This is a genomic window from Candidatus Hydrogenedentota bacterium, assembly GCA_013359265.1.
Taxonomy (GTDB): Bacteria; Hydrogenedentota; Hydrogenedentia; order Hydrogenedentales; family SLHB01; genus JABWCD01.
This window is the reverse complement of sequence record JABWCD010000029.1, coordinates 16,852-29,985: the sequence shown is the minus strand read 5'-3', so window position 1 is coordinate 29,985 and position 13,134 is coordinate 16,852. Positions and strand designations below refer to the sequence as shown.

12 protein-coding genes are annotated in these 13,134 nt (G+C 61.1%); 5 read left to right on the top strand and 7 right to left on the bottom strand.

Features of this window, described 5'->3' with window-relative positions; all coding sequences use genetic code 11:
• Nucleotides 1-128 precede the first annotated feature (128 nt).
• Nucleotides 129-851: a hypothetical protein gene (locus HUU46_21255; GenBank protein ID NUM56176.1), complete on the top strand. Its 723-nt coding sequence runs from the start codon at nt 129-131 to the stop codon at nt 849-851.
• Here the strand turns inward: HUU46_21255 and HUU46_21250 are convergent.
• The 6 genes from HUU46_21250 to murQ form a co-directional block, all read right to left on the bottom strand.
• The gene (locus tag HUU46_21250) at nt 811-1,773 is read right to left on the bottom strand and encodes a GDP-mannose 4,6-dehydratase (protein NUM56175.1); all 963 of its coding nucleotides are present in this window, start codon (nt 1,771-1,773) and stop codon (nt 811-813) included. The two genes, HUU46_21255 and HUU46_21250, sit on opposite strands and share 41 nt — an antisense overlap.
• Before the next feature lie 48 nt (nt 1,774-1,821).
• Complete coding sequence (locus tag HUU46_21245) at nt 1,822-2,499, bottom strand: hypothetical protein (GenBank protein NUM56174.1); 678 nt, start codon at nt 2,497-2,499, stop codon at nt 1,822-1,824.
• Nucleotides 2,496-3,422, bottom strand: a complete 927-nt coding sequence (locus HUU46_21240; protein NUM56173.1) for a site-specific DNA-methyltransferase — start codon at nt 3,420-3,422, stop codon at nt 2,496-2,498. Before HUU46_21240 ends, HUU46_21245 begins: the two co-directional genes overlap by 4 nt.
• A 152-nt stretch (nt 3,423-3,574) precedes the next feature.
• A complete protein-coding gene (locus tag HUU46_21235; GenBank protein ID NUM56172.1) occupies nt 3,575-4,735 on the bottom strand; it encodes an anhydro-N-acetylmuramic acid kinase in 1,161 nt (386 codons plus the stop codon).
• Between the two features lie 36 nt (nt 4,736-4,771).
• Nucleotides 4,772-6,175: a SpoIID/LytB domain-containing protein gene (locus HUU46_21230; GenBank protein NUM56171.1), complete on the bottom strand. Its 1,404-nt coding sequence runs from the start codon at nt 6,173-6,175 to the stop codon at nt 4,772-4,774.
• 242 nt (nt 6,176-6,417) lie between these two features.
• Nucleotides 6,418-8,283, bottom strand: a complete 1,866-nt coding sequence (murQ, locus tag HUU46_21225) for an N-acetylmuramic acid 6-phosphate etherase (protein NUM56170.1) — start codon at nt 8,281-8,283, stop codon at nt 6,418-6,420.
• Nucleotides 8,284-8,576: 293 nt separating this feature from the next.
• Here murQ and HUU46_21220 point away from each other — a divergent pair, with 293 nt between their 5' ends.
• Together HUU46_21220 and HUU46_21215 are read left to right on the top strand one after the other, a co-directional pair.
• A complete protein-coding gene (locus HUU46_21220; protein NUM56169.1) occupies nt 8,577-9,554 on the top strand; it encodes a DNA-processing protein DprA in 978 nt (325 codons plus the stop codon).
• A gap of 21 nt (nt 9,555-9,575) precedes the next feature.
• Entirely contained in the window at nt 9,576-10,379 is an 804-nt protein-coding gene (locus HUU46_21215) for a DUF1499 domain-containing protein (protein NUM56168.1), read from the top strand.
• A 60-nt stretch (nt 10,380-10,439) separates the two neighbouring features.
• On the opposite strand, the gene HUU46_21210 is transcribed toward HUU46_21215, so the two are convergent.
• Nucleotides 10,440-10,637: a hypothetical protein gene (locus HUU46_21210; protein NUM56167.1), complete on the bottom strand. Its 198-nt coding sequence runs from the start codon at nt 10,635-10,637 to the stop codon at nt 10,440-10,442.
• Nucleotides 10,638-10,921: 284 nt separating this feature from the next.
• Here HUU46_21210 and HUU46_21205 point away from each other — a divergent pair, with 284 nt between their 5' ends.
• Both HUU46_21205 and HUU46_21200 read left to right on the top strand, forming a co-directional pair.
• Nucleotides 10,922-11,401, top strand: a complete 480-nt coding sequence (locus tag HUU46_21205; GenBank protein NUM56166.1) for a CYTH domain-containing protein — start codon at nt 10,922-10,924, stop codon at nt 11,399-11,401.
• Complete coding sequence (locus HUU46_21200; GenBank protein NUM56165.1) at nt 11,398-12,873, top strand: hypothetical protein; 1,476 nt, start codon at nt 11,398-11,400, stop codon at nt 12,871-12,873. Before HUU46_21205 ends, HUU46_21200 begins: the two co-directional genes overlap by 4 nt.
• Nucleotides 12,874-13,134: the final 261 nt, after the last annotated feature.

The window sequence follows — 13,134 nt, the reverse complement described above, 5'->3', positions numbered from 1 at the left end:
AGACCGCCGCGCGTGCCAACCAATCTGACACTATGTATGCCGAATGGTTCGCGGTTCGATCACGCTAACTCGACTTGGGCGACTGCCTCTGAGTACGATTTCGCCCCGTGAAGAGAGGAATTGGTCTCATGAGCAATACCGAGCAAGTCCGGCGGTCGCGCTCCGTCGTGCCGCTGAGCATGGGAATCGGCGCTGCAACGGTGGTCGTAGTTGCTATCGTGCTGTCCGTTCAACGCGCGGATGCCGTTCACGTCCGCGGCACCTGCCACTGTCGCGAATTCGTTGCCCCGGCCGTCGCCCGATTCCTTGACTATGCCGCGGCCACTTCACCGCTGAGGCTGTCGTCGGAGTCTGGAATGCTGACTGTTGACTATAAAATAGAGTCACAAAACAAGATGACCGCGGCCAACGACCTCGTTAATGCGATCTATCCGGACGGAAAAGTCGATGATTCGCGCTTCCTGTACTTGGGGTACATGCTGGAGGACGAGGCCGACGGAAGGACCCTCGCCAGCTATTACTCGGCCAAGATGGCCAAGGGAGAACCTCTTGAGGACGTGATTCCACTCGCGAAGTCCCGGTCAGATGGCCGGAACGCGTTGCTCCGCGTCCAGTCGTTGAAGGACCTGCCCCCGGGCGGCGCGTGGAATAACTGGTATCGAGATCCGTCTCGCATTCCGGTGTTTATCGAGCGCCCCGAGGTCCACAGCGGGAAGGGTCAACACGTGATATTCCTCGACGGCCGTGCGATGTATTATCCCTACGCGCGCGGGAACGTATGGCCACTCGAGCGCGGCATGATGCGATCGCTCAGTCAGATGGACGAATCTGGTCCCGATACCAACCGATGAATCGCGCAAGCCCCTCCCGCATACTCGTCGTCGGCGCGTATCCCAACATCTCGCGGGCCTTCGAGACGTCGGCGTAGGTCGTCTCCATATCGGACGGCGGGAACGGCAGCGGTTCGATTTTCACGTCCTTGCCCATCAACTCGCCGAGCAGACCAATCAGATCCTTCAGGCTTGTTGTGTGGCTCTCGCCGAGATTGAAGATTTCGTAGTCGAAAGGCGTGTCGATGGCCTTGAGCACACCATCCATGATGTCGTCGATATACGTGTAGTCCCGCAGTGCCGATCCGTCGCCGAACATCGGCACGGGTTTGCCTTCGTCGATCAGTTTCGCGAATTTGTGGATCGCCATCTCCGGCCGCTGGCGCGGGCCGTACACCGTAAAGAAACGCAGCAGCGTCACGCGGAGCCCGTACACGCGGTGGTACACGTGCGCCATCAACTCGTTCATTCGCTTTGTCGCCGCGTAGGGACTGACGGGGCGGTCGCACGCCATCGTCTCGCGGAACGGCGTTTCCTTAATCCCGCCGTATACCGACGAACTCGACGCAAACACCAGGTGCGACGGCATGTACTTTCGGCATGCGTCGAGAATGTGCTGCGACCCGATGACATTCACGCGGTTATACAGGTTCGGGTCTTCGAGCGATGGCCTCACGCCCGCGCGCGCAGCAAGGTGCACCACGACGTCAGGCCGCTCGGCATCGAACGCCCGCATCAACGCCGCTTCGTCGCAGATATCGATCTCGTGCAACCGGAACCGATCGGATGTCAGCGCCCCGGCAATGTTCCGCCGCTTGATCGCGGGATCGTAGAAGGAATCGAAACAATCGATCCCCGCGACATAATCCCCCCGCGCCAACAGCGCGTCGCACGTGTGCGATCCGATAAACCCGGCAGCGCCGGTAACGAGAATGCGTTTCATATTATGCAGTCCGGCCACACCGACGGGATGGGCCTGAAAGGGGCCTTGTCATGACTCCGGGGACCACACGTCGGCCTTCTCCTCCCAGTACGACTTTATCGTATGGAAGTGCCCGATTCGTTCGTTAACTTTTGCGATCTCCTTTGGGTAGAACTCTAATAGCGCATCGCATAGGGACAGCATCCACGCCCTGCGGGAGTACGCGTGGTTCAGGTGGATACGGTTCGAATTCGCAATCTGAATTTGGCCCCACCCGAGGTTCCCGAGGGTCAGGCAATCCCAATCGAGGAATTCTATGGGGACAAAGAGAACTTCAGAAACGATCACTGTGGCGCGATCGATCCGGTACTTCACCATTAACAGAGTGAATACATTCGTGTCGTCCTCGTAGAACCGCGCCAAGCGCTCGACGGACGTTAGATTGGGCATGTTGAATTTCGTGTCTTCACGGTGCGTTTTCACGTCAACGACACAATAGAACCCGTCTTTGTCCGTAAAAGCGACGTCGGCCATAGCCCGCCGCGCGAAACGCGCCGAGTAATCCCTGCACCATTCGCCGAGCAGCGCGTCGAACCTGTCCGAGATGATTCGTTCGATTGCATCCCCCACCGCGCGCGTACTTCCCGATGTGTGCGCGGAAAGAAAGTCGGGCGCGCCATTGATATAGTCCTTGATTCGCGCGGAGATGTCCCGATAGTGCCCGTCGTAGAAGAACTTCGACCTCACCCAAACAGCTCCTGCTGCGCGTGCGCGGCGCCTTCGGGCGGGGGCGGACCCGAGTTGCGCTCCCAAAATACCCCGTCGGAATAGCCCTGGATCGACCGGTCATGTTCGGCGGCGTCCAACCGCTTGAGCGCCCAGCAGCAATAGTCCCGGTCCCGTTCGATGCCGATAAAGCTCCGGCCAAGTTTCTTGGCCACGACCGCGGTAGTGCCGCTCCCCAGGAACGGGTCGAGCACCAGATTGCCGGGATTGGAACTCGCCAGCACGAGTTTCGCGATGAGCTTCTCCGGCTTTTGGGTCGGATGGTCCGTGTTTTCCGGCATCGACCAAAATGGGATGGTGATATCGGTCCAAATATTCGAGGGGTGCGTGAGCCGGTAATTGCCTCCTGCCCCCTCGTCCCAATCTTTGGGAGCGCCGTCTTCCCTCCGGTAGGGGGCGATGACCTTCCGCTTCACTTTCACGGCATCGACATTAAACGTGTACTCGTCCCCGCGCGTGCAAAACCAGATGTCTTCGGTGTTGTTCTTCCAATTCGACTTGGCGCCGCGCCCCTTGTCGCGCTCCCACGTAATCCGGTTTCTGACCGTGAAATAGCGTTCGAGGACCGGCTGAATCAGCCCGGACGTTTTCCAATCCGCGCACACATAGATCGAGGCGCGCGGCCGTAGCACTGGCCCAAGCGAATCGACGACGCGCCCGAACCACTCTTGATACTCGCGTCCGTCTCGTTCCTTGAACGGTTCCCCATTGAAGTCCTTAGTCAGATTGTACGGCGGATCCAGTATGAGCAAATCCACTGTACCGCGCGGCAGGAGTGGCGCCGCTTCAAAAACATCCTGGTTGATGACGCAGCCCGTGACCGTACCCAAATCGACGGGGGCCGTTACATGGAGAAGCCGATGCGCAAACGATTCCGCTTCCATATCGGAACAAACAAGCGTTCTGTTTCGCGGGGCACGTTGCTTCACTTATTTCATCCGAGTTGTACCATCCAAGGATACCCCGTCGCATTGGCAAATCGCCACCGCCAAAATCAATGTATGAGAGTGTGCGATAGCCGGGGCGGGCTGGATTTCTACGCAGGCGTGATCCGCCCCAGCACGATCGGCCCCTTCGCCCCGGTTGCGTGCGGCACGTTGCACGGCGTGCCGCAAAAGGTCTCGTTGCCGAGGATCGCCGCGCCGATGGCGTCCACCGCGTCGTGTGGCAGGCCGTATTCGTCGCTCATGCGGATGGTCAGATCGGAAAGCCCATTCTTGATGCGCGTGAGCAGCGCTTGGTTCACACTGCCGCCGCCGCTGAGGATCAGTCTCGAAACTTGATACTGTGGTTTCACAAAGCGATTGAACGCGCGGACGATGCAGTAGCTCACCGCGGACGTCACCGTCGCCATCAGGTCCTCGAACGAATGCTCCTTGCGGCCGGCGAGCGCGTCACGCAGATACACTTCCGGCCCAAATTCGTCGCGGCTCGTGCACTTCGGCGGCACCTTCGCAAAGTACGGATGGTCCAACAGGTACTCCAAGAACTCGTCGATTACCACACCCTTCGCGGCCGCCGCGCCCTTGTCGTCGATCTCCATGTTGCCGCCGGAGAGCAGCCGCACGGCGCCGTCGATCGCAACCGTCCCCGGGCCGGCATCGAACGCGATGACGTCCTCCAATTTTGGCGTTAATACGGAAATGCTCGTGATTCCGCCGAGGTGCACACGCGCGATGGTCCGGTCCTCGCGGCGAAACAGCGCCCAGTCCGGGTACGCGGAGATCGGCCCGCCCTGTCCCCCGCCGGCGATATCGCGCGCGCGAAAGTCCGACACGACGGGCAGGTTCGTGCGCTCCGCAATCACTGCGGCCTCGCCTACCTGCATCGTCCCCACGGCGTGGTCGTATCCGCGCGGCGGGTTGTGCGCGACGGAGAAGCCCGATGACGCGACGAAATCCACTTCGCACATTTCCGCGTGCGCGAAGCGTTGCATGTCCGTAGTCGCTTCGGCGAGGAATTCGCCCAACTCGAAATTGAGAAGACAAATCTCGCGCGCGTCCTTGCGCGCAACGATGAGGCGCGTGCGCAGCCCCTGCGAGTATGGGAAGTGCTTGAAGCGGATCAGCTTGATGGCGAGATCCTTGCCCGTGCCTTTGATGCGCACCAGCGCGGCATCCACCCCGCGGCACGAATTGCCGCAGGCCAGGCCAATCACATAGCGCGTCGGCTTTTTCTTGATTCCCTCGAACAGCATGATCGTCGTCTTCCGCCGCAGGTTCGCGGATTTCCGTTAGCGTACTGTCGCCAACGTCGAACCGCTGAAATAATGCGCCACAATCGCGTCGTGCCCAAATCCTTTGAGCGCCATTCCGCGCGCACCGTGCTGGCACAACCCCACGCCATGGCCCCGGCCGCCGCCCGTGAATATCCATGCAACCGGGCCTGACGGTCCCCGTTCCTCCTTAATTATTAACATGGAGCTGGGTAAATCGCCAAATGCTTGCCGGATAGGAAGTTCCTTGCGAATGGTTACCGACCCTGCCGTGCCCTTTACGGTGACCGATTTCAGCCGCCCGCTGACGCCCCGTTCCCCCGCCCGAATGCTTAAGATTCGACCCACCCGATACTGCCGGTTGACCAGCCCGTTGAGCTGTTCCGCGCCGACCCGCCGGGTCCAGCGGAACTCCTTCTCGTCCGCAGCGCAGTTTGCGGGGGGCCTTGTCCCCAGCCAATCGACAATGTTGCTCGGCGAGCCAGGAGGGTCCGGCGCGTCCAACAGGTCCGATACCCCCCGAAGCGCCGCGTTCGGGGGCGACGACCAGACCGTCTCGTTGTTCTCCGTCCAGCCCCCGCAGTCGGCGCTAAATACGGCCGGCACGATGCGCCCGTTCGCCACGATCACTTGGCCGCGCGTATTCGCGACCGCCGCATCGGTCGACGCAAGGCGCCCGCCGTGCCCGGCGTACACGCGGTCGCCTTCGCTGTTCGTAAAGTGGAAACCCTCCAACGTGTGTTTGAAACCAAGGTGCTCGAGTACGTCGCTGCGCGCAGTCACTGCCTGCGCTTCGAGCGCCTCCATCGGCCACGTGGATGGCATCTCTGCTGGCAGCACACCCGCGAGGTAGTCCTCCATCGGCAGGGTTTCGTACACCCCAAGCGTCGCATCCGGCTCGACCCACAATTCGATTGCGCCCGCGAATATTCCTTCGCGCGAACCCGTTTTGACGGACACCGGATTCGCGCTGCGCAGCGTGAGCGGCAATGCTATTGATGCCACCTGTTGCCCGCCGGACCGCAGCGAGACCGTTCCGCTGCCCGGCGCGATTGTCTCTACGCGCACCCACGCCCACGTGCCCAGCGTTTCCAGCCGCTTCACGATCTGTTGGGCGTCGGTATGCGTCGCCGCGCGCGCGAGTGACACCCAATACTGGCATCCATCAAGCACACGCCCGTCGTTCGTCTCGTATCGGTCCCCGCGCAACACCGGCTCCGCTTCGTAACCTTTTGCCTTCCACTCCGCGAGGTAAAGCTCCATCGCCGGCTCGTCGCCGGGACGAAACGTCTTCGAGAACACGTAATACCGCTGACTTGGCGGCTGTACCTGCCCACGCAGGAACTGCCATGCACCCGGTGCAAGCGGCAACCGTTTCCCGCCGGACTCGATCTGCGTGTCGCCCGAGGCCTCGATGGTCACCGCCGGAGTCCCATGAAACAGCCGTACCCTGACCAATGGATTGCCCGGCGACACGCCTGTACTGTGCGGTGTTTCCGGGGCTGGTTCCGGTTCAGGCGGGGGATGCGGGCTTGGGATCGGGCTCGGCGATGTAATGGGCGCAGGCTTCGGCGCTCGCGGAGGCGCAGCGGGCGGTCGTGGCCCAACACACGATGCAGCGGCGACAATCGCAGCCACCGCAATGCAAACTGCACTCGACCGCCTCAATCTCTCGTTTCTTTCATGCTACTGTGCAACGCAATTGCCGCGCGCACGTCACCGCGCGCGCTCTCGAGCAACGCGTGCGCCTCCTCCGCGGAAATCTTTAACCGTTCCATTAACACGGCTGCCGCAACACTATCGCCGGCGTCCCGCAGCCGTTGCGCAGCTTTCTCGTTATCAATCCCGGTCAAAACGGAAATGATGTGTGCCGCGCGCTTGCGCAACTTCGTGTTTGTCGGTTGCACGCCAATCATGTATCCCTCGAACACGCGTCCCGACAACGCCATCGCGCCCGTGGTAATGGTGTTCAACACCATTTTTGTCGCCGTCCCCGCCTTCAATCTCGTCGACCCGGGCAACACCTCCGGCCCCGTCGGCAACAGCAACACGTGATCGACGCTTTCGCCAATCTTCGCATCCGGATTGCAGTACACCAGGGCCGTCGCCGCGCCGCGCGCCTTGGCCGCTGCGATAGCCGCCAACGTATACGGCGTCGTCCCAGACGCCGCTATTCCGACGACAACGTCATCCTTCCCGATCGGCGGATCGATCGCGTCGATGTCCGCGCGGCCCAAACTCTCGTCGTCCTCCGCGCCCTCGACGCTCTCCCGCAACGCACGGTCGCCGCCCGCGATAATCCCAATTACCTGCCCCGGCGGCACCCCGAACGTAGGAGGGCACTCCGACGCATCCAACACCCCAATCCGCCCACTCGTCCCCGCACCGATGTAGACGAGTCGGCCGCCGTAGCGAAACGCTTTGACGATCCGATTGATGAGCAATGCCAGTTCCGTTTGGCACGCGTGCGTCGCGAGCGCCGCCGCGCTGTCCGCGCGTCGCATGCGCTCGACAATCCAAGGCGTGTTCAGCCAGTCTAGCGGGGTGCTGTCGTCCTCGTGCGAAGGTAAGCGGTCCGGTTCAGTTGACATACGCGACAGCGGCGTGCTCTCGGCTTGCGGCACCGACTCCGGCAAGTGCGCATGGCGGCTAAGTTCAAATATGGCGCGGTGTCCGATCAACGGCGCAATCTTCACTTCGTTCTCGACGCCGAGCTTCCGTAACTGCTGGCGAAACTCATCCCAATACAAGAAACTGTGCTCAAACATTCCGCCCATGACGAAGATGGGCGCAGTTGGGCCAAGCTGCGTACGCCTTACCGCGGCGCGCACGAGATTCGCAAGCGACATCGCACAATCGCGTACGCACTCGAGTGCGAACGAGTCGCCGTCATCGGCACGTTGCAGGACAACTTCCGCGAGCTTTGCAATCTGAAGCTTCCCCCAACCGACAAAGCCTTCGGCGCTTTTTAGTTCCGCGCTTCTGCGGAGCGCTTTCAACAACGCAGGCGCCTCGCCGCTCTCGTCTTTTGCGAACAGCCCGCGGCGCAGCGCCGTTACAGCAACATGGTATGCGCTCCCGTCATCGCCGAGGATTGGCCCGCGTCCCCCGAAGAGAGATACTTGTCGCGTCGCATCGAGCACGGCCACGCTACTTCCCGTTCCGCTTATCGCCAGCGCGCCCGCCCGACGGTCCAGGTTTGCCAACAGATGTGCGTGCACGTCCGTCGTAACTACGGCGCGTTCGACGCGAGGAACGTTCACGCAGAGAGACTGCGCAAAAATTTCCCTGAGGTTTTGTTCGCGCGCGCCGGAGATTCCGGCATAAACGACCGCTTGAGCGTTCGGCCGATCCCGCATCAGCAACGACGCTAGCGATGCCACATGATCCGCGGCGGCGCTTGGCGCAACCTGAAACGGATTCACCGCCGCGCCCGTGGTTTCGGATACTTGCTCCCCTGTTTCCTTGTACAGCCCGACGCGCGTGCCGGTACCGCCGCCATCAATCGCGATGACCAATCGTTCTGTCATTTCGATCTCGGGATTTGTGGCACACCAATACGGAGTGCGGTACCAACGCAGCCGCTTTGGCTCTCAATTGGCGCCACGCAATTGCACCCACCGGGAGCGTTCCAGAGCGACCGGCTCCGCCAACAGCACGAGCCGCGGCGCCGTCCGACTGGGATTCTGCTACCGCCCCCCACTCCATTCCGCGCAATGCCGCGCTTGTGCTCGTGCGTCGTCATCGTACTCGATACTCGAAATGCGTCCCATTCGTCCGATTCTTCGTGCGCATGGTAGCATGCCCGCTCGGAGAGAACGGAATGGAACCACGAGACATCGCGGCGCTGCTCGCGCTCATGCGCGTTGAAGGTGCAGGCAACGCCACAGGACGCCGCGCTCTGTCCATGGCGCAGTTTCTCGGCATTACCGTGTCCGAAGCGATCGCGACCGACCCGCGCGATCTCCTTCTCCAACTCCCGGCGAACGCGTTCGACGCGGTGCTCCTCGCGGCGCGCCAAGTTAACGCCGACTCCCTCGCACTCGCGAAACGCCACGCCGCCCGCATCCTGCACCACGGCGTCCGGTGTTCCGCGTTTACGGACGAGAACTATCCCGAACTACTTTCCCTGCATCTCGGCGAAACCGCGCCCGCACTCATCTGGTGTGCGGGCAACTTCGACCTTCTCCGTGCCTACAGCGCGGGAATCGTCGGCACGCGAACGCCCTCGCACACCGGCGAGGGCATCGCCGCGGATTGCGCGCGCCTGTTCGCGCGCGAAGGCATCTGCGTCGTCAGCGGTGGCGCGGACGGCATCGACACCGCAGCGCACCGTGCCGCTCTCGACGCGAACGGATCGACCGTCATTGTTCTACCGCAAGGCATTCGCAGGTACTCGTTTCCCGCGTACGTGCGCGACGCCATCGAATCGAACCAGTGCGTCCTCATCAGCCAGTTCGATCCGGAAATGGCCTGGCAAACCCACGCAGCCGTCACTCGCAACGCCACCATCGCCGCGCTGTCGAAACTCGTCTGCGTCATTGAACCCCGGCACATGGGCGGCAGCATGCGCACGGCGGCGCACACACACGAGCAGAGCAAACCCCTCTTCCATTACTGCGAATCCAAACGCGGCGCTCCGTACCAATCGCTCACGCAATATCGCGCCAGCCCTCTGCTCTCGAATGGATCGTCGCTCGATTCCCACGCGCTGCTCGAGGCTTGGCGCGCCGCACCCGGCGTGAAGTCGCAGCAGGCGGAGTTCGACACATGCGCACGTGATAGTCTAAAAGCAACTTAGGTAACCAATCGGAGCACACGCATGGCGGAACCCTGGAAACACGAGCCGGCCGAATCTGACAGCGGGAATCGGGCCATCTTTTTCGCCTGGGCCGTGCTGCTTCCGTTGGGGCTACTTATCGCGGGCGCAGCGCTCGCGCACTTCGAAGTGATCGCACCGTTCCGAGGTTTCCTCATCTTCGCCTTGGGCGGACTCGTCAGCCTCGTACATACACTCATCCTGATTCTTGTTCGTGCCGTAACAAAACGTCCGCCTCGGATCGTCGTCGGGCTCGCGGCCCTGCCCATGCTTGTCGCGATAGGTTCCGCCGCACCTGGAGCCGGCGCGCCGCGCATCAACGACGTCTCGACCGACGTGGAAAACCCGCCGCAATTTGTCGCAGTCGCCGAACTCCCCGATAACGCGGGCCGCGATATGACGTTTCCTGTGGACTTCGGACCGAAGATTCGCGACAACTACCCGAACATAACCACGTTTCGCGTGGTGGACGCCGATCCGTCCACGCGCAAGAAGGTATTTGACGCCGCGCTCGAATACGCGAACGCGCAGCGCGACTGGGCTGTAATACGGTCGAACGCCGATCACGGCATTATCGAAGGGTATGCCGTCACCCGCCTGTTCCGGTTTCGCGACGACTTTGTGATGCGCATTATCGAGCGCGACGGACAGGCAATGTTCGACATGCGATCGAAATCGCGCGACGGCAAGGGCGACCTCGGCGCCAACGCCAAACGTATTGGCGCCGCGCTCGAATACATGCGCGCCACTTTCGGCAGCGCGTCATCGGTCGTAAAAGGCGTGTACGTGAAGACCCGGCCCGTGTAGACACGACCCACCGCCGCGCGTCGAATGTCGCCCGCGTGAGAAAACGGTTAGGAAGCCAGCCTAGCTTGTGCTCGGCCGGAACAGGGACTGATGCACGACACTCTTCGCGAGCAACGTCCCATTGGAATGGTAAAAAAACAGCTGGCACCCGGAGTCGTCTGGCGTATCGGCAGCGAGCCGATCTTCCAGGATCCCGATCAGCTTGCGCCGCTCGTGATCATCCACCCGATCCCAGGTGGCCGATTCTTCCGGTGTCATGGTGTACCGCCGCGAACCATACCGCAGATGCTTTCTATGCGTCATAGCGAATGGATCCCCGAATTTCGTTAGTATAGCAGAACTCCCCCCGAAACGGGATACCCCGCCCAGGCATGGGGAGAACTGGTGTGGTTTGGGCCTCGGAAAACATGTTGGGTAGTTGAAAAGTCAGACTGTCCGAAAAACGGTCTGGTTTCGGAAATCGTTGACAGGAAGTTCTTTCACGCACAATATTTTGTAGTATTCGTCGAAAATTGTCAATATATAGTGGTAAGGGCTAAGCCTTGGGCACCGAAATCGAGCGTAAGTTCCTCGTACCAAACGATACATGGCTGCAAACCGGCGCCGGTCAGCGGTGCGTCCAAGGGTATCTCGCCTACGGACCGCCGGTAGCCGTCCGGGTCCGAATCATGGACGGTGTTGCCACGCTCAATATCAAGACCGCAACCGTCTCTATCACCCGCCACGAGTTCGAGTACGAGATACCGCTGGCCGACGCGCACGCGCTGCTCACCACGTCATGTCATGGGACCGCGATTGAAAAGACACGCCATTGCGTGGAGTATGGTGGCAAGACTTGGGAGGTCGACGTGTTCGAGGGGGCCAACGCCGGGCTTGTCGTCGCGGAAATCGAACTGGACTCGGAAGACGAGCCATACGAGCGCCCGCCGTGGTTGGGGACGGAGGTTTCCGGCGATCCGCGCTACCTGAATACGTCGCTGTGTCAACACCCCTATTCGCAATGGGCCGAGGATGAACGATGAGTGACAGCGGTACGGTCAAACTCGCCGTCGAGTCCGTCTCGTTTTTCATGCGCAATGTGCGCATGCGCCTGCCGTTTCGTTATGGCAGGGCATGCCTCACGGCCGCGCCGCTCCTGCACGTCAAACTCGTGGCCCGTGACGAGGACGGCATCGCCATCACCGGCACCAGCGCAGACATGCTCCCGCCGAAGTGGTTCGACAAGGCGCCGGATAAAGACTTTCATCGCAACGTCAGCGACCTCGTCCTCGCCGCGAAAACGGGAGTGCAGGGCTACCTCGCCGTCGCCAATGCGTGCCGCACACCGTTCGACATTTGGCGCGAAGCCTACGGGCTCGTGCATGACGCAACGCAGATTGTCGGGCTGAACGCGCTCACCGGGTCCTTTGGATCGTCAATCATCGAGCGCGCCCTCATCGACGCCGCGGGCAAGGCGGCCGAGTGCAGTTACCACACGCTCGTGAAACGCAACTTGCTCGGCATCGACCCGGGCCTGGTGCACGACGAACTCGCCGGCGCGCGTATCGAGGATGCAATTCCCGATCAACCCGCAAACGCCATCGCCGTGCGGCACACCGTCGGTCTTGGCGATCCGATTACCGACACGGACGTCGCCCCAGCGGATCGGTTAAACGACGGCATTCCGCAAAGTGTCGAGGCGTGGATCAAATCCGCGGGCGTTCGATACTTCAAGGTGAAGGTCTGCGCGAACCTCGATATCGACAAGCCCCACCTCGTCGCGTTGGCGGCGCTCCTGGAGAAAATGCTTCCGGGCGCATACCAACTCACACTCGACGGCAACGAGCAGTTTCACAACGTTGCCGAACTGCGCGCATGGTATGCCGCGCTGCTCGACACGCCGGAACTGGGGAATTTCCTGTCGCGCGTGCTGTTGTTGGAACAACCCATCGAAAGAAGCGCCGCGTTGTCGGACACCGGCGCATCGGGTCTCGACGCCGCTACTGAACTGCCGCCCGTCATTATCGACGAATCGGACGACCACGTCGACGCGTTTAAGCAGGCCGCGGCCCTGGGTTACCGCGGCGTCAGTGTGAAGAACTGCAAGGGCGTCTTCCAGGGGCTGATGAACCGCATGTACATCGACTACCTCAACAGGCAGGACGCTGCGCGATACACCCTCTCGGCCGAAGACCTCTGCAACCAGCCGCTCGTGCCGTTGCAGCAGGACCTCTGCGCGCTCAGCGTCCTCGGCATCGAACACGCCGAACGCAACGGCCACCATTACTGCGGAACGCTCGATCATGTGTCGCATCTCGAACTTGAAGACTGTTTCAAGGTGCACGGTACCTTGTATGAGCGGTTCGGCAAGAGCGCGCGCGTCCGCATCCGCAACGGTTCGCTCGATCTGCGCTCGCTGCAACAACCCGGCTTCGGATTGGGCAACGTCGTCGACTACGCGGACATGGTCCCGCTGCACGATTGGGAGTACGAATCGTTGGACGTGCAGGAGTGAAAGCGAGTTGTCAGCTAAGAGTGAAAAACGTGAATCCGCTCGCCTAAATAAGGAGCAATGGGCAACTGTCGGTATAAGGTCAATGCTTTTTCTATTAAAGCATCCGATAGATTTCCTCAGAACGATTTTGGTTGGAAGGTCCCTCACGCACGGCTTCCGGGATACAAAAGCCAAACGGTATGAACGCGCGTTGCAACACTTTGAGTACGTTAGAAGCAAACTTCCTGCGCATGCTTGCATACCCGCGCAACTCTACGAGAG

What these genes read in the sequence shown, in the direction of transcription:
- HUU46_21200 (NUM56165.1), top strand. Translation starts at nt 11,398, where the DNA reads ATGAGTGACAGCGGTACGGTCAAACTCGCCGTCGAGTCCGTCTCGTTT.
- HUU46_21215 (NUM56168.1), top strand. Translation starts at nt 9,576, where the DNA reads ATGGCGGAACCCTGGAAACACGAGCCGGCCGAATCTGACAGCGGGAAT.
- HUU46_21235 (NUM56172.1), bottom strand. Translation starts at nt 4,735, where the DNA reads ATGCTGTTCGAGGGAATCAAGAAAAAGCCGACGCGCTATGTGATTGGC.
- HUU46_21250 (NUM56175.1), bottom strand. Translation starts at nt 1,773, where the DNA reads ATGAAACGCATTCTCGTTACCGGCGCTGCCGGGTTTATCGGATCGCAC.
- HUU46_21220 (NUM56169.1), top strand. Translation starts at nt 8,577, where the DNA reads ATGGAACCACGAGACATCGCGGCGCTGCTCGCGCTCATGCGCGTTGAA.
- murQ (NUM56170.1), bottom strand. Translation starts at nt 8,283, where the DNA reads ATGACAGAACGATTGGTCATCGCGATTGATGGCGGCGGTACCGGCACG.
- HUU46_21210 (NUM56167.1), bottom strand. Translation starts at nt 10,637, where the DNA reads ATGACACCGGAAGAATCGGCCACCTGGGATCGGGTGGATGATCACGAG.
- HUU46_21240 (NUM56173.1), bottom strand. Translation starts at nt 3,422, where the DNA reads ATGGAAGCGGAATCGTTTGCGCATCGGCTTCTCCATGTAACGGCCCCC.
- HUU46_21255 (NUM56176.1), top strand. Translation starts at nt 129, where the DNA reads ATGAGCAATACCGAGCAAGTCCGGCGGTCGCGCTCCGTCGTGCCGCTG.